Origin of the sequence: Virgibacillus sp. 6R, assembly GCF_001895305.1 — a bacterium.
Classification (GTDB): domain Bacteria; phylum Bacillota; class Bacilli; order Bacillales; family Amphibacillaceae; genus Virgibacillus; species Virgibacillus pantothenticus.
Window position 1 is genome coordinate 3,046,475 of record NZ_CP017762.1, and the last position, 25,966, is coordinate 3,072,440.

Here is a 25,966-nt window from a genome sequence, read left to right on the forward strand (position 1 = left end):
ATCTGTTTGGATGCAGCATTCTTATCAAATGATTTCAGTAAATAGGATTAATACTTCATGTAATTGGGTCACCCTTTCCGTTATTTATTGATTCCATTATATAGAACTTTAATTTAGTTGTCTATCCCGTATATATGTTAATTTCCAAGTACGTGGTCTAACTCCATCGTCTTTAGCTGGTACCGCTTTTACCCTTTAACTTTTTTGTCTAGTCAAGTGTAACCTATCCAAATATTCAACCCCCGCGTTCTTCTATGCTAGTTAAAAAACAAGTTACTTAGCTGGGATTCAATTGAAAGGAGTTGTCCCTACCATCACTTAGATAGTAAAGCAAAATCTTGTGCTGCTAGAAGTTCTTTTATTTTTTAAAAGATAAGAAACAATACGATTTAGAAATGCGCCCTCCGATAAGGCCTCATCGGTTCGTCGCTAATAGGAAGGCCGACTCAAAACGGGCTTGCCGCCCAGACGTCGGCACCCCTGTTTTAGTGGCATGATTCCTTTATCCCGTAAAAGGCGTTGTAGACTCCCCCCTTTAAGAATGGAAGATGTGAGCCGTCAAGTCGAAGCGGGAGGTAACAGCACCTAACTCCCCGATTCGTTTAACTAACAATCAGCGGGGGTGAAGAAAACCCCGCTGATGGAAGGTTCACTTTATCTTTCGTTGATTCGTTCCATTCGCTACGTTGCTAAACCAGCGCCCTGCGCCTTTGTTCAAAGAGTACAAGAAGGAATAGTGTGGGCTAACACTATTCCTTCTTGTGATAGATATGATTATGGTGTTCCAAATTAAATCTTTCATGATACTAACGAAGGGAGAATTCTATTATGAACCTTCAGTTCATCCTTCTTGCAAAATCCACAAACTTAAATTTATCTGGTCGATGGCGAGACTCTGTATATTGAAATAACCTCGCATCGTCTAAATAAACTAAACTTTTAATCACAACTACGTTTGTATGATGCTTCAAATCCAATAATTCTCTGTCCTGTTCTGTTGGTTCTTCAACGGTAATTTCTTTTTGAGCGAAGCTAATGGTTAGATCAAGTTCATGCTCAATATAATCGTATATCGATTGCGCACATGTTTCTTGACTGGGCATAGGGATAATTGTTTCGATAAAATAGTCTTTGTCTAAAATAACGTTTTCCCCATCAATGTTTCTTACGCGATTGACATTCCAAATTGGTTCTTTTGTGGACATGGTTTTATAGATTGGGTTGGGACGTTCTACCTTTTTCATATAAGTGACCGTTGTTGTAGCGGCTAAGTTTAACTTTTTAGCAAGTTCTTTGAAGCTGACAATTCCAGATACAGGGAAATCAAGCCTGTTTCGATCGATAACCACAGACCCTTTCCCACGTATCTTTTGAATGTAACCATGTTGTGCTAATAAATGCAATGCCTTTCGAATTGTTTCCCTTGATGTTTGATATGTTTCCGCCAATTCATTTTCGGAAGGCAGTAACGTATTAACAGGCAATTGCTCATGATTTATTTGTTCAACTAATTGATGATAAATGCTGATATATTTCTTTTGCATCGTAATCCCTCATTATTGATTGATATCTTTCACCATACCATATAAACAAAGGGCGCGCTTCATGACTCCCTAAAAATAAGCTGTTTTAATTAGTTGTTACATAATAAATGATGGATTCGTAAGGACGCAATGGTATTGTTTCGGAAGTGGGCGGTGAATCAGGATAATTAGACAGTAAGAGAGTACTTTCTTTATGACCTAAATCATCAATGCTAATTTCCGTATGTTCACTGTAAAAATTACTTACGACGATTAATCTATTATTTTGCCAATTGCGAGTATAGGCAAATACACTTGGGTGGTTCATATCGATGATTTTAAAGTCTCCATACGTAATGATATCATATTTTTTCCGTAAAGAAATAAGTGATTGATAATGTTTAAAAATCGAGTTTGGTTCTGTTAGCATCTTTTCCGCGTTAATGGTTTTATAGTTTTTTGCTAATGGAATCCAAGGCGTACCAGAAGTAAAGCCAGCATTTTTCGCTGGTGACCATTGCATAGGAGTACGAGCATTGTCCCTTGACTTTTGTTGTAAAATTTCAATGATGTCTGTTTCTGATTTACCTGCTTCTTTTAACTGATTATACGCATTTAACGATTCTACATCTCGGTATTGGCTGATGGAGGTAAAACCAGCGTTTTTCATACCTAATTCTTCCCCTTGATAAATATACGGGGTGCCTTGCATCATATGCAGTGTTGTAGCAAGCATTTTAGCTGATTCTGCATGGTATGTCTCATCATTTCCAAAACGAGAGACTATCCTAGGTTGGTCATGGTTACACCAAAACAAGGCATTCCACCCGCCACCGTCATACATGCCAACTTGCCATCTGTTGATAATTTCCTTTAACTGAATAAAGTCAAAAGGAGCTACAGCCCATTTTTCCCCATTGGGGTAATCGACTTTTAAATGATGGAATTGGAAGGTCATATCTAATTCTTCACGCTCGCGTTTTGTGTAAAGAATACACTGCTCCAATGAAGTAGATGACATTTCGCCAACGGTCATCATATTATTTGGCTGGAACACTTTTTTGTTTAGCTCATGTAAAAATTCATGAATTCTTGGTCCATCCGTATAAAATCTTCGGCCATCACCATGTTCATCATTAGGGAAACGTTGGTTCTTGGAAATTAAATTGATTACATCAAGACGAAAACCATCAATCCCTTTATTTGCCCAAAATTGGACCATTTTGTATAGCTCTTCTCTAACTTGCGGATTTTCCCAGTTTAGGTCAGCTTGTGTTTTATCAAATAAATGTAAATAGTATTGACCTGTTTCTTCATGGTATTCCCAAGCAGAACCACCAAATTTGGATAACCAATTGTTTGGGGGCCCACCATTTACTGGATCTCGCCAAATGTAAAAATTACGATATGGATTATTTTGAGATTTAGTAGCTTCCTTAAACCAGGCATGCTCGGTAGAAGTATGATTAATGACTAAATCCATAATTAGCTTCATATTACGCTGATGTGTTTCTGCTAATAATTCTTCAAAATCATTCATGGTTCCGTACATGGGATCGATAGCATAGTAGTCGCTGATATCATAACCGTTATCCTTTTGTGGTGATTGATAAACAGGAGTTAGCCAAATTACATCCACTCCTAATTCCTTCAAATAATCGAGTTTATGGATAATTCCTTGTAAATCACCCATGCCATTACCGGTTGTATCCTGAAAACTTTTTGGATAAATTTGATAAACGACAGCTTGTTTCCACCAAGCTTCATTCATGTTAACACCTCATTTGCTGATTCTGTTGTTGTTATTCCGTCGTAGTGGAATGGACGGTATTGTTTGGATCATGAGAAAAATTTGCGCAGTTGCTTGTATAGAAAAAGTAAAAAATTACTACTACGAATGAGTCTACATGTTAACTATTATATTTAGGCACTATCTAATCCCTCCTCTAATGATAAGGGTAACTTCCTGTACATCGCTCGGTGTTTACATGCAGCTTTTTTCTACATATAATTGGCAATAAGTCTTACTCTCCCAATACTACGTGGTGAACCTGAACCCTAGGAGGGTAAGTGAAGCGTCCAAATCCATGTCAAATAGTCAATTCGTTCACCTATCAATCAGTGTTGGTGAAAGCTCATTGTTTGAAGCTCCACTTGATAGCAATGAAGGCTAACGCGTAAGCGCCAGCCAGTTTTTTTAAAAGATCATATAGTTTTATTCGAGTGATTTACGCTTTCGTAGAGCTATAGCATACGTAATGATAAAAGGAACAACGATAACAATTGCCATTCCGATAAAAAAGGAAGTCCAATTTCCTGGAATGATGGAAAATATTCCTGGAACACCTCCTACACCGACCGTAGTGGCTAATACCTTTTGCATGGTGATAAACGCTCCGGCAATAGATGAGCCGATAATAGCTGCAATAAATGGATATTTAAAGCGTAAGTTCACCCCAAACATTGCTGGTTCTGTAATACCGAGCCAGGCAGAAATTCCAGAGGTTCCTGCAAGACCTTTTAACTTATCATCTTTTGCTGCAAGCATTATCGCAAAGGCGGCTGCACCTTGAGCGATATTAGATAACGCCAGGATCGGCCATAGAAACGTGGAACCAGTGCTGCCGATTAATTGTAGATCAACAGCAAGGAAGGTATGATGCATTCCGGTAATAACCATTGGCGCATACAAAGCTCCATACACGAAGCCACCAATCACCGCGTATTGATCGAACAATGCTACTAACCCATCTGTAATCCAATTTCCAATGGTAAAGGTAATCGGTCCAATAATAATAAACGTTAAGAATCCAGTTACGAGTAATGCGACAGGCGCTACGACAAGCAATTGAATAGAATCCCATATGCGTTTCCGTAAGAATAATTCAATTTTTGCTAGTAACCATGATGCAAATAATACGGGCAATACTTGACCTTGATAACCAATTTTATTTACTTCTAGTCCGAATAAATTCCATGTTGGCACTGTTCCTTCTTTTAAAGCTGCACCATATTCCCAAGCATTGAGTAAAGCTGGATGTACAAGGATTAACCCAAGCACAATGCCTAATAATTCGCTACCACCAAATCGTTTCATTGCTGACCAGCCAATTAAAGCAGGTAAAAATGTAAGTGCTGTATTTGCAATTATATTAATCATATCAGCAATACCGGCCCATTGCGGGTACATTTCAATAACAGCTTGTCTTCCAAAAATGCCCGGATTAGCTAGAATGTTATTGATCCCCATTAAGAGACCTGCTGTTACAATAGCAGGCAAAATAGGAATAAAAATATCGGCAAGCACTTTAACCCCTCGTTGCAGGGCGTTTTGTTTCTGCCCGCTAACTGCCTTCACTTCCTCCTTAGAGGCTTCCCGAATTCCGGTTTTCTCTATCATCGCTTGATACACTTTATCAACCGTACCTTGACCAATGACGACCTGGAATTGACCATTTGCCGTAAATGAACCTTTTACTATATTTAAATCTTCCAACGCTTGAGTGTCCACTTTGTCTTCATCTTTTAATGCAAACCGAAGTCTTGTAACACAGTGTGTAGCAGCTTGGATATTATTCGCACCGCCAATTGCTTTAACAATGTCCTTTGCCTCTTCTGCAAACTGGATGGTGGATTCTGCCTGCTTCGTTTGCTGTGTTTGCTGTGTTACAGTAAACAGTTCATCACCAGCTTGAATGGATGTGTTTGTTGTAAGGTTTGAAAGGCTCCATTCAGCGCTATTCGTGATGATAATAGGAGTCACTAAATTAAAACCCTTTTTCTTTATCAAATCCATGTCAAAGATAAGGAGTGTGTCTCCTTTTTGGACTCGATCTCCTTGTTTTACAAAGGCATCAAATCCTTCGCCGTCCAAACTAACTGTTTCAAGACCAATATGAATAAGCAACTCAATACCGGTATCGCTTTCAAGCCCAATGGCATGTTTGGTTGGGAAAAGTTGAACTACTTTACCGGAAAAAGGAGCGACAACTTTCCCTGTGCTCGGTTCAATAGCTAAACCTTCTCCCATCATTTTTTGTGAAAAGGTTGGATCAGCGACTTTTTCTAATGATATAACATTTCCGCTAAGGGGTGCATAAATCGCTTGTTTTCCATTCCCCATTGGAATTCCTCCTCATAATATTATAATTAACCAAAAATAACATGTATATACAAGTTAATTGTATTATAACTTGTATATACATGTTTTGCAAGCGTTTTAAATAAGAATTCAATATATCTTTTAATTACTTAACAGTATGGGCGATCATGAGAAGATCAAGCGCATATGCTGTAAAGTCGCGCCTCGCCGCCGTAAAGTTGCTCCTCGGAGCTGGCAAGTCCGTGCACCGCAGTGGAAAAATCGAGTACCGCTGTTGCAGGCGCACGCCTCACCGCTGAAGTTGATCACCCTGCTGCGAAAAGGGTTATATATCCAACGTAAGCTAGTAATAAAATGGAGTATCAAAAATGAGAAATGGAGCTAGTCAAATAAAGATGACAAAAGCAAGAGAGGGGAGGGGGGAGGGAGTATTTTTAGCTTTAGCAGCTTGTAGTTTGTGTGCTTCTAACTTGAGGTTGCTTGCAATACTCCTTTATTTCTCCCTTATAAACGAGCTGAAACACATCTGCCTTTTGCAAGTCGTAAGGTGTAACTAACGGAATTGGTTTACTGAACTGAGTTACGTTGCTTTCTTGAAGAACGGTAGCAACAAATTGCGAGCAGAAAAAGGCATTTTTTCTATTAATAGGTCGTTTAAGAACAAAGCCAAATAAACCGATGAAATTATATCGATACGCATCTTTTTCTGCATTTATTTTTCGAATATATTGTTGTATTTTTTGCCACTGCTCTTCTGTGACCGATACAGAATAAATGACACCATTAGCATGTTTAAATAAACCCTCATTCATATTTTCTTTTACAAATCCGCCTATAAAAGGGTTTTTAGGTGCTTTTCTGCCAAAACTGTAAACTTGTTCAAGCTCTTGATCGAATGCTATGGAAGCGTGATTGTACGGTTTTTTTGTGTACAATTTAATTAATCTCGTGAACCAAGATCTTGTATCTGTAAGAAGTAAATAGATTTCTTTTTGTTGCACCATCATCTCTCCTATCATGAATTAATCCGTTCCTCTTTCTTTGTAATGGTATATACGATACAGCCCTTGGATTGGATTCTAAAATTTTTCTTTAAATGTTTAGAATTCCGTTATGCTGGTTTCTACCTTATTTAAGCTGTTGCTTATAATCTGCCAGTTCGAAAGTTTTGGTTCTGTTAGCTTTTCATTTAGCCACATTAAAAAATCATAATTTGTATTCTTAATAAGATCGCTGTAGATAGCTAACCAGATTGGTAGCCTATTATTTCACTTCTCATTCGAATGAAACGAAATTTATAAAATACAGAATGAAGGTTGTATATGCTTTGGGTGATTCATTATAATATGCACACGTTCGTAGCTGTAGTTACATCCATATTCTTTGGTTTAAAACATATATATGTAATAACACTATACACATGTTTTAATTGTAAATATGGTATGAATCCAAATGAAGATACTTAAGCGATATATCTTTCTACGACTTTAGACGTATTTTCATTTCTTTTTTTATGGATTGCTACTATATAATGTATAATAGCTAACTATAGTTTATACCTAACTATTAATTAATGCAAGGTAGTGTTGTGAATTTTATTAATGTCATAAAGTAAAAAGGTTATCTTTAATTAGACAACCTTTCTACTTCATGGATGAAACCAACTATTGTGAATATTTTATGAAACGAAGTCATGACTAGGTTTTGAAACTAAGAGCCTCAAGTTGCTTCATCTCCAATAGCCCTATCGGAATGCAATCTATGTTCAAGCCAGTTAAGGCTACCTTTTAAAAATAGTTATTAGGATAATGATTTACTAAAAAAGCTTGTCTAGCTTAAGCGCTTAAACTTTACAAAATTTTTCCTGCAGTCTTCGAATCAATAGGAGGCAATTTTTCTTGAGTCTATCCCGCATGTAACTCGTGTAACAATCTGTCCTTCAATTCTGTGAGTGGAACCCAAGCTAGGATAAGCAAGGTACAAAATACAAGTCAATCTAACCTATTGTGTTCAAAGGTTAGGTGTTTAGGGTACTAACAATTAAAGGGGTCTGGGAAGAAGCCCCCCATTGCAATTTCTTTCTTTTGCTTCAATTCAGTTGGTATATTGCTTCCAATGCTTTACGTTGTCTCGCTTATAATTCCTTTTCTTTCACTGTTTTCGTCATCTGACTCCAAATAGAGCCTTTTGCTTCTTCGCCATCTTTGATTCTAGCTAATGCCATTTTCGCTTGCATTCGTACTTCAAATTCAGGGTCATTAACCGCTCTCTCCAATGCTTCCACGGCTGTCTTATCGCCTATTTCGTATAAAAATCTCGAGCGCGCCATCGAATTAACCTGCTTTTATCTGTTAGTGTTTGCATCATTTGGGACCAACTGCAAGTTAAATGTCAGATACTAGTCATTCAACAATCGGTAGGGGATAAAAGAAAATTCTCCTCTATGGATTGAAGTTTCAGTTTATAAATAAATTTTAACAAATAAATGATCTGGAATCTATTTGTAAGGGCTTTCTGTGAAAACGACATTTATTAATATATGTTATAATACTATAGTTGTGTTTTTTTATAGGAGCCTACCATTATAATGGAGAATCTAATTCAAATGGGTGTAAATCGAGTAAAGGGATGTAATCAATCCCAGAATGCATGCGTTTACTTTTCTCATCCATTTATTGTTACATCTTCTCGTAAAGGAAGGTGTTTTTCATTGCACTATAGGAGAGTATAAGATTTTTTTGGTTTATAGTATAAGAAAAACAAAAGGCTTCCGCCATAAGACATGGCGACAAGCCAAGTTTTTCTAATATGTGATGTGGATAAGTGTTTTGTTGATGTGTTTGGAAAAAGAAGGTTTAACAGTTTTAGCAAAAATGATATAGTAAATTCTTTATTGGCTTAATTTGGGGCAATTTTAATTAATATGGCTAGCCAAAAGGGATTTACATTATTTGTTTCTTTTTATCCCGTCCATAGAAATTTTAGACCTTTTATAGAATCACAACTAGATCATTGCTTAAATAAGCGAATAGGGTAACAAGTTTCATGCAAGGGGGAAAACAGATGGAAAAACTAGCAATGAGTGAATCAAAAACTATTCAAACAAGATTGGTTTTGCCACCGGATACGAATCATTTAAATACCATATTTGGTGGGAGAATATTAGCGTATATTGATGAAATTGGCGCACTATGTGCTATGCAGCATGCAAAAAGTACCGTAGTGACAGCATCTATTGATTCCGTTGATTTCTTATCACCTGCAAGAGCAGGAGATTCGTTAACTCTAGAAGCTTTTGTTACTTATACAGGAAGAAGTTCCATGGAGATATATGTGAAAGTAACTGCTCGCGATTTAATTAATCAGGAAGAGCGTTTAACGACAGAGTCCTTTCTCACGATGGTTGCTGTCAATGAGGAAGGAAAACCAATACCAGTACCACAAGTATATCCGGAAACGGAAGAAGAGAAAATTTTATTTGAGTCGGCTCCTTTTCGTAGAGAAAACCGGAAACTGCGTTATACCAATCGAAATAAGTAAGTAAAGAAAAAACTGTTGATCTATTGTGGATCGACAGTTTTTTCTTGTAGTAGTGAACGAAAACGAGCTTCAAATAGCTTGCGATCTTCTTCAGAAAAAGCTTTTGGCCCTTTCGTTCGCTTTCCGCTTTTCCTTACCATTGCATTTAAGTAACGTGTCTGTAAAAGGGAATCTATATTTTCGTTTGTGTATAGAAACCCTTTATGGTGCATCACATTGCACCCTTTAGCAAGTCCTAATGAAGCCAGACCATAATCTTGTGTGACAATAACGTCCTCCTGACTGGCGAGTTTCATTATTCGATAATCGGCAGCATCAGCTCCAGAATCAACATAAATGGTTTTGACTCCTTCAGGCGTAGTTTTACTAGAATAATGGGAAAAGCTTTGTACAAGTGTTACGGGAATTTGGAATTCTCTCGCTAACTTGATAATCTGATCTTTTACAGGACACGCATCTGCATCGACATATATTTGCATTAAAATAACCTCTCCATCGTTCTTTTGCATTGCAGTGAGCATAATTCGAATACCCGTAAAAGTCAAGTCATATTGCCGAGCATGCCAAGTTATTATAGGAGTTATCTTCTCGTGATTCCTGCTTTATGTTAATTTAATAAAAGAATGTTCACCTATAAAATTGTGTGGATATACACCTCGTGAGCTTGCTCAAACACGGACGGGGAACAAAATGAAGCGAAGTTGGAATCGTTAAAAGTATATGGGAGGCGTGTATCAAGTTGGGTTTTAATTCTCCTCATCGTTAGTTTCATTTGGAACAATATTACTGGAGTAATCAAGTGAATCTTCTATCAGTGGGGGGCATTCACCTCCCACTGATTGTTAGTACCGCAAGGGTATGACCTAAAGGCCTCTGAACGAATCGGGCATTTAGGTGCTGTTATCTCCCACTTAGACTTGTTGTATTACAGATTATCCAAATCCTGAAGAGTCCTACAGCACCTTGGTTAAAACTTAGAAAAATAATGATTTCATTGTCGAGCGATATGGATTATAATTACTAATAATTATAATCCATATGCTTTTTAAGATTTCTGTGATTTATTCGTTCAGCGTTCAGATAGCAGCTGGTTTGGAGGCTGATCACAGTGATACCTTAATCTGCACAACTAGGAAGTGCTTAGCTGTTTGCTTTTAATAGATTAGGAGAAGCGATTAATTATTGGAAAGAGGTGATACCATGCGGTTAGTCAAACCAAGTTTGAAATGGGAGAAGGAGCATCGAGCTTATTTGGAAGAGTGGGGTCCAACGCGAATGATTCCCAGCAGCTTCGAGCTAACAGGCCACCAAACCTATGAAACGTATTTACATGCACTTGCTGAACGAGAGAGTGGACAAGAAAAATGGGTGCCTAGCTCCAGTTATTTTTTAGTAAACGATAAAGAAAAAATAGTTGCTATGGTTGATATTCGACATGAACTTAATGATTTTTTATTCCAAGTGGGAGGGCATATTGGTTATGGCGTCCGACCATCCGAGCGAAGCAAGGGCTATGCAACGAGAATCCTTTATGAGGCGTTACAGAAATGTAAGGAGTTGCAAATCAAACAAGTACTCGTTACCTGTACTACGGATAACATCAGATCAGCAAAAGCGATCCTCAAAAATGGGGGAAGAGAGGATCATCCACATATAGACGAAGATGGTCGGGAGACGAGGAGGTTCTGGATATACAATGAGTAATTGCTTAGAGACAATCCACTTTGATAAGATGATTGAAACCGATTGGCCGAATGTAAAGTCTATTTATATAGAAGGGATTGCTTCAGGAAATGCAACATTTGATGAGGAACCACCATCGTGGGACGTGTGGAATCGAAGCTACTTGACCGCTTGTCGCATTGTAGTTAAGGAGGCTGGACGAATCGTTGGGTGGGCTGCATTACAGCCTATTTCCAGTAAAAAAGCACTTGCTGGCGTAGCTGAACTAAGTATTTATTTAGGAGCATCAAGCAGAGGAAAAGGGATTGGTAGCAGGCTAATGGCTTATGTGATAGCGGAAAGTGAAGCAAACGGATTTTGGACACTACAATCTGGGGTTTTTCTGGAAAATATAGCTAGTATTCATTTGCATCATAAAGCCGGATTTCGGAATGTAGGTGTTCGCCAACGAATTGGCAAGCTTAACGGGGTTTGGCGAGATATCATACTTTTAGAACGAAGAAGCAATACAGTGGAAAAAAGATAGAAGGTGAATTAGAAAAATCTAAGGACTTATTGATTCTGCGATAATCGGGGTTTTTCATTCATCCCCCACTGATGGTTAGTAACGTAATGGTATGACCTAAAGGCCTCTAAACGAATCGGACATTTAGGTGCAGTTATCCCTCACTTAGACTTGTGCAGTACAGATTATCCAACTCCTGAATTGGGAGTCCTACAGCACCTTATATATATGGGATAAACTCAGTAGCATTTAATCATTGCAAAAAGGGAATTTTCAATGGAGGAAAAGGCTGGAACACTCCTTGCAAAAAATGGATAAACCGCCTGAATTCAAATTTAAAAGCATTGATTTCAGGCGGTTTTATTTCATGTGATCTAAATGAACGGTGTTTCCATTTATGTCTGAGCTCTTTTGCCTAGCGCTGCAACGAGATATGTCCGATTGCCGCTAGAGGCGCTTATATGACATAACGTACTAGCATTTTCTTGCTAATTCAGCGATAGGCGTTGTCGACAGATCTTTAGGAGCAAGCGTAAAGCTGATCGAAAAATCATCAAACTTACAACGATATTTATCCAGCTGGTCTTGGCCACAGGAGTTACTTCCTAATCCGTTCTGTTGTTTATCAAGGTGAAGGACGAGATAATCTTGTTCCACTAAATCAATTGTATGTTTTGCCTTTTCCAAATCTCGATCCTCATATTTGGAAACACTGAAGTTAAGCGGCTCTTCTGTTTGGACGAGTAATGCAGTATCTTGATTTGCCAAACTTATCCAATCGCAATCCATATGGTTGCCGTTCTCTTGTGGCTTAATATAATCGACAAACAACTCATCTACGCTAGCGTGAAACACACCAGGGTATGCAGATTGACAGGAGTCGACGTAGTTTTCATGTGGTCCTAATCCACGCCAAGACACGTTTGCAAATCGCTTATTAACATGCATCTTGACCCCGATTCTTGGTAGCATAGGCGGTGCATTTTCTTTGCGGCCGGAGGCAATTCCTTCTACCTTCAGGTGTAGTTTTCCTTGTGGTGTGATGGTATAGCGATAGGATAAGTCGTAGTACCAGGAACTATTCGTCGTTCCATAGAAAGCATGTACATTCCATACGAAGTTCCCATCTTTTATGTCGTATGCCACATTACGAACTATATGGTGATCCAGATGCATAAAGTATTTGTTTCGATAATCTTCCAGAATATACATATCATTATCAATCGGAGCACGCCACCACGTAAATGCCGGTCCCTGTTCAATTCGTTGTTCGCCATCGAAGGTTGCAGTGAGCAAGTTTCCGCGTACACGATCAAAGCAGTAGGTGAAATTGCCGCCAGTTACCATTACAGTACTTCCTTCTGTTAGTAGCTTCAGCTCAGGTGCTTGCGAAACGGTAATAACTTGTTGAGGTTCTTTATGGTAGACAAAGACGGATTTCGTAACTTCAAACTCAGCAGGAGCCCACTTTGTATCCTGTTTTAATCGGTAAATAAAGTGAACGGTATATTGCGCCCCAGGTTGGTAATGTTCTAAAGCTGGATAATGAATTTGGAATCTAGTTGTTTGTCTGGCTGCTAAATTAGGCAATGGTAGTTCTGTTTCTTCGAGCAGCTCATCATCTTCATAAAATTGACAAACAAGTTTGTAAGCTCCTAAACTAGTAAAGTCGAGCCGATTGGTTAGTTGATACATTCCTGACGTTATATCAAGAGGTGCTGTTTGTACCGGTTCGATCACTTTTTTATACTCCATTAAACCTGTTGATGGTGTGCGATCTGGCATGATGAGACCGTCAATACAGAAGTTTCCGTTCGTTGGCTCATCCCCAAAATCTCCGCCATAGCGATAATATACCTTCCCATCTTCTGTAACGGTTTTAATCCCATGATCAAACCATTCCCAAATAAAACCACCTTGCAAATGATCGTGACGGTAGAAGAGTTCTTGATATTCTTTTAGATTCCCAGGGCCATTTCCCATTGCATGTGCATATTCACATAGTATATGTGGTTTTTCTGTTTTTCTAATAACTTCATCCATGGTTAATTTACTGTCGTGTTCTAACCATGTGTACATAGTAGTATATACATCGCTTACTTCAGCTTCAAAATCCCCTTCATAATGTACTAATCGGGTTGGGTCGGCTTGTTTGACGTATGCTGCCATTTTTCTGAAGTTATATCCAAAAGCGGATTCATTTCCTAATGACCACATTATGATGGATGGGTGGTTTTTATCTCGTAATAACGTCCGCTTTATCCGGTTAACATACGCTTCTTCCCACTCGGGGTTATCTGAAATCCATTTGTAATCACCAGTTAATTCAAAACCGTGACATTCTAGATCTGCTTCTGCAATCACATACATACCGTATTTATTACATAAGTCATAAAAGTAAGGCGCGTTTGGATAATGCGCTGTACGAACAGCATTCATATTATGTTGTTTCATGAGAATAATGTCTTGTTCTATACTATCATAAGTGGTTACACGTCCTTTATCTGGACTATAATCATGTCGGTTGACACCTTTTAATTTAATCGCAACACCATTTACAAAAAAACACTTTCCTTTTACTTCGATTTGTCTAAAACCGATATCTTGTTCGATGATTTCAACTATTTGACCATTGTTATAAACGGTGATTATCAGTTTATATAAATAAGGGTGCTCAGCAGACCATTTTACCGGATTTTGAACTTCCTGGATTAAACTTTCGCTTCCATTCTGCTCTTTGGTAAAAATAACCTCTCCCTCAGCGGTTTTTAGTTCATAGTGTATCCTCTGCTTTTGCAAATGGTCAAACACAGGGTTTACAATTAATGTAGCTTCTTTATACATATCGTCAAACTGTGTTTTAACTGTAAAGTCATATAGCCCTACTCTCGGTCTAGCAAAAAGATCAACATCTCGGAAGATACCGCTTAACCACCACATATCCTGATCCTCTAAATATGTTCCATCAGACCATTGGAAAACACGAACGGTTAACGTATTCGTTCCCTCTACTAAAACATCACTTAAATCAAATTCACTTTGAATTCTGGCTCCTTTACTATAGCCGATAAATTCATCATTTACATAAACTTCAAATGCTGAATCAACGCCTTGAAAGCGTAGGATATATTGATAGTTACGGTCCGTTTGCTTGACTTCAAATGCTCTTCGGTAAATACCAGTCGGATTTTCTGTCGGTACATACGGCGGTATAATAGGAAAGTTATACCATAAGTCGGAATAGTGCATATTGCCATAGCCTTGCATTTGCCAATTTCCGGGAACTTCAATAGTATCCCATGACGAGTTATCAAACTCCGTTTTATAGAAATCTGCCGGGCTATATTCTGGAGCATCTAAGAACAGAAAGGACCATTCTCCGTTTAAATTTTGATAGAAATGTGGTTTTTTGCTTGCTGATAGGCTTGTGAAATGTGCCCTTGCTTCTAATCTGTTAATCCCATCTAGTTTATGATTTTCCCATCTCTTTTTAGTTATGACCATTTTCTTCACCCTTTATTTTTTCTTTTCTTTCATATCTTTTGTAGCAAATAAATGCAAAGCCAATGAAAATGACAATCCCCACTACGTTGTAAGTAAGGCTGAATAATGGATTCATCGACCCTTCCGCAACAACTCCTGTTGCAAAATAATCCATCAACGCAGCAGGTGAAGGGAATGTGGAAACAAAGAAAGCGAATAAAAAGAATACTAATAGCATAACCCCCATGACAATTCCTGTTGAGCGTTTTCCTACTTTAAACGTTCTCGGAAGATCGTCTTTTTTAACTCGAAACATGATGTAAGCGATAAGTAAGAAAAGTACAGGTATTAGTGATGTTGCAGCTGTCATATTAATCAATGTTTTTAACAAGGAATTGACAGAACCAATTCCTAAAGCAGGAATAATTAATAATATGGTTACAACAACTGCTTGCAAGGTTAAAGCGTTAGTAGGATTCCCTTCATGGTTTGTCTTAGCAACCCATTTCCCGAAGATGCCTTCTGGGATCTCGGAGAACAAAATCTTAACTGGTGCAGCAGTCCAGATTACTAACGAACCGACAGCACTTAATAGCATGATTAAGCCTACAAATCTTGTAATGCCATCACCAATGCCAAAATAGCTACCTAAAATTGCGAAAGCTTCAAATAAAGCATCCGAGTAGTTATCCTGAAGTGCTTCCGCAGGCATGATTAAACCTACTGCTACTGAGCCTAAAGCATACATAATTCCAATGGAAAAAGCAGCAATGATGATGGTTCGAATAAAGGTTTTATTACCACCTTTAATGTCTTTTACATAGACGCCAATGGCTTCTGCCCCTCCAACTGCTTGTAAAATCCAAGCTAACGTGGCAAAGTAATTCCAATTCATCGATGGCATAACCGATTCGCTCGTAAATTCCTGTGCTGATGGTTCACCTAAAATAAATACGACAGCTAAGGCAAAAACGATAAAGCCAACCCCCATTAAAATTCGCGCTACCCCTGATACGTCTGTCACTTTCGAAATCCAGGAAACACCTTTAATGGATACAAATGTAGCTAACCAGAAAAGGAAAATGGACAGAATGGAAATAGCAATGGTTGCGCCACTTCCAAAAATATTTTTTCCTGTAAAGGTGTATGAAGCATAGATTAATATTTGTGGCAGTAACGCGGTAAAATAAAATAAGTTGACAAAGAAGTAAGACCATGATCCTAGAAAAGCCCATTTTTCACCTAACGATGTTCTAATCCAGCTGTATACCCCTGATTCAGACTCGGCGTTGGCTGAAGAGAACTCACCAATCATTAGAGCAAAAGGAATAAAATAAAAGATAGTGGCGAATAAAAAAGTAAGTACTGCAGATAAACCAATACTTGCAGTTGCATTTATGATGTTATTAAATGCAAAAACTGCCGTAAAAGCCATTAACAAAAATGAGGTTGCGCTAATCTTTTTTCTATTTTCTGTCACAATTTTAGCTCCTTTCTTTGCTGTTAGACACTTACAAGATGTACATGTACAAAGGGGTTTGTTACTATAAATATAAGCAAACTATTTGTGGTTGCGCTTTCATTGTATCGATTATGATCAGTAAAGTGAATGTTCCCTTGTTGTTTGTTCTTGACATTATGTTGCAAGGAGGAATTTCATTGTTTCATTCTATTGGTACTTTCCAAACAGATGAGCAACTGGCTAGTGATTTTTACATTTATGAATGTGGCTTTGAGGATGTAAAGCCAAGAGACCCATATCAATATCAGCCAATTGATTATTATTTAATTCATTACATTCTTGAAGGAGAGGGGCTATTTTTTATTAACGATGAAGTACATCATTTAGGTGCAAAGCAGGGGTTTATTATCCCGCCAAACACGAAAAATAATTATTATCCACTTGTAGGAAATCCATGGAGCTATCGGTGGATTGGCTTTAAAGGTGCTGCCTGTTATGATTTATTTTCCCGATGCGGGTTATTAAGAAATACTGCTAATGGGGTGGAAAATTTCACGTATCGCTATGAAAATAAACGAAAAATGGATGATCTATTTGCTAATGTGTTTACTTATTCACAAAACAGAAAGCCATATGCTGCGATTGGAGAAGCCTATCATATTATTAATCTATTCATCGAGCAATATGAAGAAGAAATGAGATGCAGGATAACGCAAGGAGAGAAGTATGTAAAATATGCGATTGATATGATTGAGAAAAATTATGATCAGTCTGCTTTTTCCGTTGAACAGCTAGCGCAAATGATAAAAATTGAGCGTTCCTATTTGTATCGGCTGTTTAAAAAGTATTTAAATGTAAATCCAACACACTATATTGTGCAATATCGCATTAATAAGTCGACAGAATTGCTTAAGAAAAGCAGTTCTAGCATTGAAGAGATAGCTTATTTAGTTGGTTTTAATAATCCTTCGCATTTTTCAAGACAGTTTTCAAAATGTAAAGGTATATCGCCGTCGAAATATCGGTCTCAATTTAAAATTATTGATACGGAGCAGAGAAATAAAGAGAATAAGTTGAGTTCATCCATCTGATCAAGCAGAAGCGTGTATCATATATTCATAACACCACATTCATTAATTAAATTAATTAATGAATGTGGTGTTATTTATCCCGCATATAAGGTGCTGTAAGACCCTACTTCGGGGGTTAGAGGAGTGCAAAGAAGTGGGATAACGATACCTACATTTCCCAATCTGGAAGGTGATCTTAGGGATGCCCCGTAAGGTTATGCCAATGTATGAGAATGAAAGTAAGCCAACTGGATGAAGGTTCACTTTATCTCCCAAGGGGTGAGGGAGTTGGGTGCGCAAGATGGTCACTACCGAAGTTCGAGGGCGTTTCAGTCGATGCTGATTCGAAAATAATCACAATTAATGGATCTTGCATTTCACTGCAATTAAATATATACTACATTACAAGACTAATGCACTGAGTTACATAAAAAAGGAGGTTACAGGTTTGCATTTGGATCCAAACGGAATGAAGCCGATTTATATACAAGTTGCTGAATGGATCGAAGCGGAAATATTAAATGAGACCTTCTTGCCGCACGATAAGGTCTATTCCCAATATACGCTTGCTGACATGTTTACAATTAATCCCGCTACTGCAGCTAAAGGATTAACGCTGTTAGCAGAGAAAAAAATTTTATACAGCAAACGTGGTTTGGGAAAATTTGTAACCCCTGAAGCAAAAGCTATCATCGTTAATAAACGAAAAAATCAAACGTTAAAAAAACTGTTAGAAGATTTGGTGATCGAAGCAGAACGGTTAAAGGTCGACGAACAGGAGCTTATGCAGCTGCTTCAACAAGAAATAACGAATCGTAAGGGGGAAGTGTAATGGAAGTGATCGTATGTGATAAGCTAACCAAAAAGCAGAGGCAAATGTTTACATTAAAGGATTTATCCTTATCAATTCAGGAAAATACGATAATCGGTGTAATCGGGCGAAATGGGGCGGGAAAAACAACATTGCTAAAAATACTTGCTGGATTATGGAGAGGTTCATCAGGTAACGTACGTGTATTTGGGGAAGATCCTTTCAATAGCTTAAGAGTATCTGCAAATACCATTTACATTAGCAATGAAATGGTATTTCCAAGCTCCTTATCTTTATCAGCCTTACTCACTGAAGCGGGACGTTTTTATCCAAGCTGGAATGACAGAATCGCTCGGCGACTATTCGATTATTTTGCTTTCCGCTCTAATGACTTGTATACACAGCTTTCGACTGGGAAAAGAAATACTTTTAACGCCATTATCGGATTGTCTTCTCGTTGCCCCATCACGATATTTGATGAACCAACAACAGGAATGGATCAGGCAGTACGCAATGATTTTTACCGTGCTTTACTAAAGGATTATTTGGAAGTGCCACGTACCATCCTGTTTTCTAGCCATCACTTAGAAGAGATTGAAGAACTGCTCGAATATGTTTTGCTGTTAGATAAAGGGAAAAAACAATTCTATCTTCCAATGGACGAATTAAAACATGAAGCTATCGGTTTAACCGGTAGAACAGAGCTGATTTATACATATATACACGGAAAAACGGTGATCTATCGAGAGAGTATGGGAGCCGATACAACATATGTCGTTGTAAAAGCAAATGAAGTTAACATGGGAAAAGCAAAACGGCTTGGTATCCACGTTACACCTGTTTCAGCTAGTGATATTTGTGTCTATGTAACCAGTTCAGAAAAAGGAGGAATAGATCATGTCTATCAATGATGTCTCACTGTCATCTATTGTTTGGAAACAGTATCAATATAAACAAAAAAGCTATGTCGGCATTTATGTGTCTTTAATGGTATTACAACTTATCTCAGTATTATTTGGAATCGATGGGTCAGTTTTTTTTACAGGAGGAGGGATGGATAATTTCAATTTTTATATGAATTACTTTTCCTCCGATATGGCAATAATTTTTACCGTTATTTGGGGAGGGATTAGTGCTGCATTAATTACAACAAAAGGATATTGGCTAGAAAACTTTATGTTTGTCACCAATCGTCTCAGTAATCATCTCTCAAATATTACCTTTTTAGTTTCTATTAGCATTATAGGTGGGATCACTGCCTTATTGACGAAGTATGTAAATGTCTCCATCCATTATATTTTAGGTCGTGATCCGCTGATACGAATGAGTAATCTGGGAGGGCATGAAATTCTTGCTGGTATTATTGCAACGGTTTTATATATATTATTTGCTTGTGCGATTGGTTATTTATACGGGATCATTTTAAAAATGAATCGTTTAATTGCAATCTTGATTCCGGTGCTGTTAATTGGATTTGGCATTGTTGGTAACAACGATGGTGAACTTTATGGTGCAGTATTTAGTTATTTTTTTCAAGAGAACTCTATTATATTGTTTATGATAAAAGTTATAGGAGCGATCGGCATTTTATTCAGCTTCGCCATCCTGCTCTCCAATAAGAAGGAGGAGCTACGATGATGACTGTAGCAGCCTATCTGCCAATCCTTATTATGATCCTTTTCGTAATAGTAATTTTAGCTATTATAAAAGTTCTTAAAAACCGTGTTCATCACTATCATCAATATATACGGGGGATTTTTCTCGGTTATCTAGTTATACTAGTGATTGCTACTGGGGCGTCGTTTGCTTTTCCTTATAAAGAGGTTAAAAAAGAAGACGAGAAGAATGAAATAGACCTGTTTAACTATTTTGTCGGGGATCGTAACTGGGAAGAATTAGTTCCATCCTATCAACAAAAACAGTGGGAGTTTCCTGTACCAAAAAAATTAAATGTAACATCGCATGGTGGTATGGTAAATGTATATATTGAAAAGACAAATGATGTACAAAATCAAGTTGATATTCGTTATTTTCAGGCACCATATCTCTTTAATGGAGTCAACATCCAGCAGTATATAGGAGATATGCTACTTCCAAAGGTTTCTCTTCAAGGTGAACAACTCACCATTCAAAATCCTAAAGAAACAGAAGTAACCTTTTATACTTTAGAAAATGAGCTGTCTTTTAAACAATTTACTAAAGAGAGTATATCGACTGATGCAGAGTTACAGGGTGGTGAAAATGTTATTTTAATTCGAGTTGATAAAGACGTTGAGGTAGAATTAACAGGGGATGTTTCTTACTTAGATGAATAAGCGGCACAATAAAAAGTCTCCAATTTGGGTGGAGACTTTTTTATTGTGTAGGACACTATTAAATGAGGTGCTTGTAGATAACGAAATAACCGACTAGTCACGTCCGGCTTCATCGCCCAGCAACGATGCGACTTTAGAAATGCGCCCTACGATAAGGCCTCATCGGTACGTCGATAAGAGGGGAAGGCCGACTAAAAACGGGCTTGCCGCCAGACGTCGGCATACCCCTGTTTTAGTGGCATGATTCCTTTATCCCGTAAAAAGGCGTTGTAGACTCCCACTTCAAGAATGGAAGATGTGAGCTGAACAAGTCGAAGCGGGAGGTAACAGCACCTAAGTCCCCGATTCGTTCAAGGGCCTTTAGGTCATACCCTGGTGGTACTAACAATCAGCGGGGATGAAGAAAACCCCGCTGATGGAAGGTTCACTTTATCTTTCGTTGATTCGTTCCATTCGCTACGTTGCTAAACGGGCGCTTGCGCCTTTGCGTTTGTATAAAAAGTCGGGTATCGCAGCTACTTCTAAACACATGTGAAGGGGGTGACTGAAAGTTAAGTTAATACAAGTTGAGCTATTTTAGTATTTTCTTTGTTGGCTAATTGCTACTTCTTACCTACGCATCAAGGGGATTTATGTAAATAAATATAGGCTAAAGTTCCTCTTAAAACGAGGTTTTTAATACTATATAATGGAAGTAATATAGAAATAGTTGTAGTTGGGAGAAAGAAGTGCTGAGGTGAAGAAATGGAATCATTGCATTGGATTAATAGCCAAATAACCAGAACGCAAAATTCACTATATATGCTAAACCTTCAATTGGAAGATAAGCGAAGAGAATTAGAGCGACTTGCATTAGCACAATCAAATTTGCAAGATCGCCAGGAAGAATTTAGACAGCATACATCTTGGTGTACTACTCCTGAATTGACGGATAATACATGGGCAGGGCATTTAGCTGATCAATATCAGCAGTGGAGAGAAAATAATCTGAAGAAAAGTTATGTGGATCTATACAACCATCAATTAGCAGAAACGATAGAGCAGCTAAACAATAAAATTAGAGAAATAAAGCAATCGATCATTGATATTCGAATGGATCTAACAGCTCAAAACCATACATTAGACGATTTATATGGTAAACAGCGAAGGGAGTTAATGAATTAATGAGTGAGGAAATAAAAATAGCACATGGCCCAATACAAAAAACGATTACAAAACTGGAGATGACTACACAACAACTTAACTCGGATATGACGAGTGGATATGTAGGGGAAAACACGCTCGATATGACCAAAAAATTGGAAGAATTGAATCATTTGTTAGAGGATGTTTTAGCTTCGTATCAAGTAATGCTATTGGAACATGGCAAATCAACAATGGATGCGGTTGCTCAGTTTATTGAATCAGAACAATCTATTGCCTCATCGATACAGTTTATAAAGTAAAAGGTAGAAATTGCACTCCTTATCACCCTTATAGGAGGTTTTTTTCATGAAAGTGTTACATAAAGAAGGAATTATTGATTATATAGAGGAATGCAGCCTCAAAGCAGTTGGAATACAACAACAGATAAAAGCTATTTTGCAAGCTGTCAGAAAAATTATTGCATTGAAAGAAGCTTTAAAAGGAAAAGGCGGGAGCGCAATTCGTTCTTTTTATGTAGACGTTCATGAGCCTTTTTTAATTTATATGGATCATTTTTTAACCTCATATCAACAAACATTACAGCAAATGAAAAACGCTGTACAATCCTTTGAGCCGGACGAGAAGGGTTTTATTCACCAGTCATTTTTTGAACAGGACTTAGAGCAGGGGGTCAGAAAGCTTGAATACGTCATACAGAGTATTACACACGAAGCAAATGCAGAGCTTATGAAAATACAAGATATCATCCAACTTCCGTTATTAGATGATGGTGAACTGTTACATCAGACATGGCAAGCGAAAAATAGAAAAAATAATATAATTGATCAGTTATATACTTTGGATCAGTCACAAACAAAAGCATTGGATCCGCTTATCCAAGATTTGATCAAAATGAAAAATTATCTATCCGATATGCAGCATATCTTTACTTCAACTAATACATCTATTACAGAGTATGAAAAAACGAAATTAGAGAATGTGGAAAATTATGAGGAAATAGCAGAGAGAAGTCGATTTAGAAAAAGGTATGATAAAAACAGCGAGAATAGATAATACCTAAAAGTAAAATTTACTGAACAAGTAAACTAAAATTGTATGTCATTTTGAAAACAAGCTCTTTTTTATAGTCCAGTCATGAGTGGGCGCTACGGAAGTTTAACCGTTATGTAAAGGTGCCGTAAGAAATCCATTTGGTTTACGTAGTAGTTAAATGTAACGGCGCCTTATTTGAAAAAGCAAGAAGGTTTGTCCAGCAATTACATTACGATAATTTTTTATACTCCCCATGTGTTGAAAGAAAGCACGTGAAGATTACTTTGTCCAGTACTTTTATAAGGTATCAGTTCGGTTATAATTTTCTTAATATAATTAAAATTAAAACTAAAATATGCTACCAATTATTTAGTTCACTCCCAAAAAGGTCACTTGGTCATTTTTAATATGAAATATAGTATATGGCGATTTAGTAAAACTACATCAAATATTGTGGTTTTTAGAAAACAGCTGCTTTAAAACGATGCTGAGTCTAAGCAGGTCGTTTAAATGGATTTATTTTACAAAAAGAATAAAATGTGTAGTATAGGGGTTATGTATACATGTCGTTAGGAGGGACTGGATGAAAAGAGGATTATTGCATCATGTAGAAATCAACGTATCTGATTTAGCCCAGAGTATACAGTTTTGGGGATGGCTACTAGAGGAGCTTGGGTATTCCGTATATCAAAAATGGGATACCGGGCAAAGCTGGAAAATAGCAGATACATATCTTGTATTCGTGCAGGCAGATAAAAAGTTTATAGCTGATGGATTTCATCGTCGTAGAGTAGGGCTGAATCATTTGGCGTTTTACGGAGAATCAAAAAAGCAGATTGATGAGATTACAGAAAAAATAGTTGCTAAAGGGATTCCGATTTTATATGAAGATAAGCACCCTTACGCCGGGGGACCTAGCCATTATGCAGTGTTTTTTGAAGATCCCGATCGGATAAAAGTAGAAGTCGTTGCGTCGGTGGAGTAAGATAATGGAGAGCTCCGTTTGTTTATTGCTAACTGAGTCTTGCACTTTTATTCATCCGCATGCAATAATAGAGGGAACATTCAATCAGTGGGGACTTTTATCTCATTAATTGTTAGTATTACAAGGATACAGCTTCAAGACCTTTGAACGAATCGGACATGTGAGTTGCAGTTGGTTATTCCAGCTATTCTTCTGAGTTCACCTCGTGAGATGGGAGGAGTTAGTTTAACTGCTAGTTGTTGCATGTAGGATAAAGAATTTTTAGTTAGGGATGAAAAAATGAGGAAAGAAATAACGTTACAAGTAGACGATAGCTATATAAAGCAATTGCGGCAAGGGTATCCGCTGATACATCAAGAAGCAGTAAAGTCGAAACAACCACCAGAAGAAGGAGCTGTTGTCAAGCTTGTTGACTCTAAACACCGCTTTATTGCTAGAGGCTATTATGGGAAGCAAAATAAGGGAATTGGCTGGGTGCTAACTTATCATAAAGATGAAATGGTAAACGCAAAGCTATTTCAGTCAAAAATACTTACGGCTATCAACAAGCGACAAGGCTTTTATCAATCAGAGGATACAAATGCGTTCCGTGTCTTTAATGGAGAGGGAGACGGCATAGGCGGACTAACGATCGATTATTATGCAGGGTATTACTTGATTAATTGGTACAGCGAAGGAATTTATTCTTTTAAAGATGATGTAGTAAGGGCTTTGGATGTATTGGGTAATTATTATGCGATCTACGAGAAAAAAAGATTTCATACGCAAGGAAAGTACTTAGAAGATGACGATTTTGTGAAAGGGGAGCGCGGTCTATTTCCGATTATTGTAAAAGAAAACGGCATGCATTATGCTGTTTACTTAAATGATGGTGCAATGACGGGAATTTTTCTAGACCAGCGAGATGTTCGAAAGGCGATTCGTGATACGTATGCAAAAGGTAAGCAAGTGTTAAATACATTTTCCTATACAGGTGCTTTCTCTGTTGCTGCCGCTTTAGGCGGAGCAGAAAAGACGATAAGTGTAGACTTGGCGAAACGAAGCAAGCCGAAAACTATGGAGCAGTTTAGCATAAATGGTATTGATTTTGATCAGCATGAATTCATCGTTATGGATGTGTTCGATTACTTTAAATATGCACGGAGGAAACAGTTGCAATACGATCTCGTAATAGTTGATCCACCTAGTTTTGCGAGGTCCAAAAAGCGTACATTTAGTACGACGAAGGATTATCCTGCCTTACTTACAGATGTAATTTCGATTACCAAAAATCATGGAATCATTGTTGCTTCAACAAATAATGCTAGTTTTGGGATGAAAAAATTCAAAGGTTTTATTAGGCTAGCATGTCAGAAATCGCAAGCGAATTATAAAATCCTTGAACAATTTCAGCTACCATCAGACTTTCAAACGAATGAACAGTTTATCCAAAGTAATTATCTGAAAGTGTGCATTATTCAAATACAGAAAAATAAGTAGCTGAGCACAGTTTTGTTAAAAGATAAGAAACCAGTATGGCTTGCCTAGAGCGCGAGCCACCATCTATCATGAAAAAACTTTTGCTTTATAATGTTTAGATTCTTAAATACTGTCTAAAATAAATGAGTTAGATAAGTTAAATAGAGTTGTTTTTTCGTACAAAAGTATAAAATGAGATGCTTGTGGATAATGAAATAACCGAATAGCCACGTCCGGCGCATGAGCCCAGCAACTAGGTGACTTTAGAAATGCGCCCTACGATAAGGCCTCATCGGTTCGTGGCAAAGAGGAAGGTCGACTAAAAACGGGCTTGCCGCCCAGACGTCGGCATACTCCTGTTTTAGTGGCATGATTCCTAAATCTTTAGTTGATTCGATCCATTCGCTACGTTGCTAAACGGGCGCCCCGAGCCTTTGTTCCACTATAGGAAAGTATAAAATTTGTTGCTTTGGGATAAGGGAATAACTGAATAGCCACGTCCGGCTTCAGCGCCCAGAACTAGGCGACTTCACGAAATCGCCCTACGATAAGTCATCATCGGTTCGTTACAAAGAGGAAGGCCGACTAAAAACGGGCTTGCCGCCCGACGTCGGCATACCCCTGGTTGCAGGGGCATGATTCCTAAATCTTTAGTTGATTCGTTCCATTCGCTACGTTGCTAAACGGGCGCCCCGAGCCTTTGTTCCACTATAGGAAAGTATAAGATTTTTTGGTTTATAGTATAAGAAAAACAAAGGCTTCCGCCATAAGACTTGGCGACAAGCCAAGTTTTTCTAATAGTAAAAAATCCTGCATCATTCTAATGATGTGGGATTTTTTAGTCCGGAGCA

General features: G+C 37.8%; 21 protein-coding genes. 13 read left to right on the forward strand and 8 right to left on the reverse strand.

The window, feature by feature from the left end; translation table 11 throughout:
* Positions 1-836: 836 nt before the first annotated feature.
* The 5 genes from treR to BKP57_RS14000 all read right to left on the reverse strand — a co-directional run bounded on the left by treR (position 837) and on the right by BKP57_RS14000 (position 7,954).
* The gene (treR, locus tag BKP57_RS13980; protein ID WP_072741764.1) at positions 837-1,544 is read right to left on the reverse strand and encodes a trehalose operon repressor; all 708 of its coding nucleotides are present in this window, start codon (positions 1,542-1,544) and stop codon (positions 837-839) included.
* An 85-nt stretch (positions 1,545-1,629) separates the two neighbouring features.
* A complete protein-coding gene (gene treC, locus BKP57_RS13985) occupies positions 1,630-3,294 on the reverse strand; it encodes an alpha,alpha-phosphotrehalase (protein ID WP_072741765.1) in 1,665 nt (554 codons plus the stop codon).
* Positions 3,295-3,738: 444 nt separating this feature from the next.
* The gene (gene treP / locus BKP57_RS13990) at positions 3,739-5,646 is read right to left on the reverse strand and encodes a PTS system trehalose-specific EIIBC component (RefSeq protein WP_072741766.1); all 1,908 of its coding nucleotides are present in this window, start codon (positions 5,644-5,646) and stop codon (positions 3,739-3,741) included.
* Between the two features lie 419 nt (positions 5,647-6,065).
* A complete protein-coding gene (locus tag BKP57_RS13995; RefSeq protein WP_232231170.1) occupies positions 6,066-6,632 on the reverse strand; it encodes a hypothetical protein in 567 nt (188 codons plus the stop codon).
* Positions 6,633-7,759: 1,127 nt separating this feature from the next.
* Complete coding sequence (locus tag BKP57_RS14000) at positions 7,760-7,954, reverse strand: HEAT repeat domain-containing protein (protein WP_050351483.1); 195 nt, start codon at positions 7,952-7,954, stop codon at positions 7,760-7,762.
* 734 nt (positions 7,955-8,688) lie between these two features.
* On the opposite strand from BKP57_RS14000, the gene BKP57_RS14005 reads away from it, so the two are divergent.
* Positions 8,689-9,165 (forward strand): acyl-CoA thioesterase, encoded by a 477-nt coding sequence (locus BKP57_RS14005; RefSeq protein ID WP_050351482.1) that lies wholly within the window; start codon positions 8,689-8,691, stop codon positions 9,163-9,165.
* A gap of 20 nt (positions 9,166-9,185) precedes the next feature.
* Here the strand turns inward: BKP57_RS14005 and BKP57_RS14010 are convergent, their stop codons facing one another.
* Positions 9,186-9,644 carry a YaiI/YqxD family protein gene (locus tag BKP57_RS14010; protein ID WP_050353441.1) on the reverse strand — a complete coding sequence of 153 codons (459 nt, stop codon included), beginning with the start codon at positions 9,642-9,644 and terminating at the stop codon, positions 9,186-9,188.
* A 721-nt stretch (positions 9,645-10,365) separates the two neighbouring features.
* Here BKP57_RS14010 and BKP57_RS14015 point away from each other — a divergent pair.
* On the forward strand, positions 10,366-10,869 hold the full coding sequence (locus BKP57_RS14015) for a GNAT family N-acetyltransferase (RefSeq protein ID WP_050351481.1): 504 nt from the start codon (positions 10,366-10,368) through the stop codon (positions 10,867-10,869).
* Positions 10,862-11,374 carry a GNAT family N-acetyltransferase gene (locus BKP57_RS14020; RefSeq protein WP_170875337.1) on the forward strand — a complete coding sequence of 171 codons (513 nt, stop codon included), beginning with the start codon at positions 10,862-10,864 and terminating at the stop codon, positions 11,372-11,374. The genes BKP57_RS14015 and BKP57_RS14020 overlap by 8 nt, the downstream gene beginning before the upstream one ends.
* A 453-nt stretch (positions 11,375-11,827) precedes the next feature.
* On the opposite strand, the gene ebgA is transcribed toward BKP57_RS14020, so the two are convergent.
* Together ebgA and BKP57_RS14030 are read right to left on the reverse strand one after the other, a co-directional pair.
* Entirely contained in the window at positions 11,828-14,857 is a 3,030-nt protein-coding gene (ebgA, locus tag BKP57_RS14025; protein ID WP_050351480.1) for a beta-galactosidase subunit alpha, read from the reverse strand.
* Positions 14,844-16,316, reverse strand: a complete 1,473-nt coding sequence (locus tag BKP57_RS14030; protein WP_072741768.1) for an amino acid permease — start codon at positions 16,314-16,316, stop codon at positions 14,844-14,846. Before BKP57_RS14030 ends, ebgA begins: the two co-directional genes overlap by 14 nt.
* Positions 16,317-16,495: 179 nt before the next feature.
* On the opposite strand from BKP57_RS14030, the gene BKP57_RS14035 reads away from it, so the two are divergent.
* From BKP57_RS14035 to BKP57_RS14080, 10 genes are all read left to right on the forward strand, one after another.
* Positions 16,496-17,389, forward strand: a complete 894-nt coding sequence (locus BKP57_RS14035) for an AraC family transcriptional regulator (protein WP_232231171.1) — start codon at positions 16,496-16,498, stop codon at positions 17,387-17,389.
* 427 nt (positions 17,390-17,816) lie between these two features.
* Positions 17,817-18,200: a GntR family transcriptional regulator gene (locus tag BKP57_RS14040; protein ID WP_072741769.1), complete on the forward strand. Its 384-nt coding sequence runs from the start codon at positions 17,817-17,819 to the stop codon at positions 18,198-18,200.
* The gene (locus tag BKP57_RS14045; protein WP_050351477.1) at positions 18,200-19,090 is read left to right on the forward strand and encodes an ATP-binding cassette domain-containing protein; all 891 of its coding nucleotides are present in this window, start codon (positions 18,200-18,202) and stop codon (positions 19,088-19,090) included. Before BKP57_RS14040 ends, BKP57_RS14045 begins: the two co-directional genes overlap by 1 nt.
* The gene (locus BKP57_RS14050) at positions 19,077-19,817 is read left to right on the forward strand and encodes a hypothetical protein (RefSeq protein WP_072741770.1); all 741 of its coding nucleotides are present in this window, start codon (positions 19,077-19,079) and stop codon (positions 19,815-19,817) included. Before BKP57_RS14045 ends, BKP57_RS14050 begins: the two co-directional genes overlap by 14 nt.
* Positions 19,814-20,494, forward strand: a complete 681-nt coding sequence (locus tag BKP57_RS14055; RefSeq protein ID WP_072741771.1) for a hypothetical protein — start codon at positions 19,814-19,816, stop codon at positions 20,492-20,494. Before BKP57_RS14050 ends, BKP57_RS14055 begins: the two co-directional genes overlap by 4 nt.
* 744 nt (positions 20,495-21,238) lie before the next feature.
* Complete coding sequence (locus BKP57_RS14060) at positions 21,239-21,658, forward strand: YwqH-like family protein (RefSeq protein ID WP_050351474.1); 420 nt, start codon at positions 21,239-21,241, stop codon at positions 21,656-21,658.
* Complete coding sequence (locus BKP57_RS14065) at positions 21,658-21,939, forward strand: DUF5344 family protein (protein WP_072741772.1); 282 nt, start codon at positions 21,658-21,660, stop codon at positions 21,937-21,939. Before BKP57_RS14060 ends, BKP57_RS14065 begins: the two co-directional genes overlap by 1 nt.
* A gap of 46 nt (positions 21,940-21,985) precedes the next feature.
* Positions 21,986-22,693 (forward strand): LXG domain-containing protein, encoded by a 708-nt coding sequence (locus BKP57_RS14070; RefSeq protein ID WP_072741773.1) that lies wholly within the window; start codon positions 21,986-21,988, stop codon positions 22,691-22,693.
* Positions 22,694-23,255: 562 nt separating this feature from the next.
* Positions 23,256-23,657 (forward strand): VOC family protein, encoded by a 402-nt coding sequence (locus BKP57_RS14075; RefSeq protein ID WP_072741774.1) that lies wholly within the window; start codon positions 23,256-23,258, stop codon positions 23,655-23,657.
* Between the two features lie 279 nt (positions 23,658-23,936).
* Positions 23,937-25,136, forward strand: a complete 1,200-nt coding sequence (locus BKP57_RS14080; protein WP_072741775.1) for a class I SAM-dependent rRNA methyltransferase — start codon at positions 23,937-23,939, stop codon at positions 25,134-25,136.
* Positions 25,137-25,966: the final 830 nt, after the last annotated feature.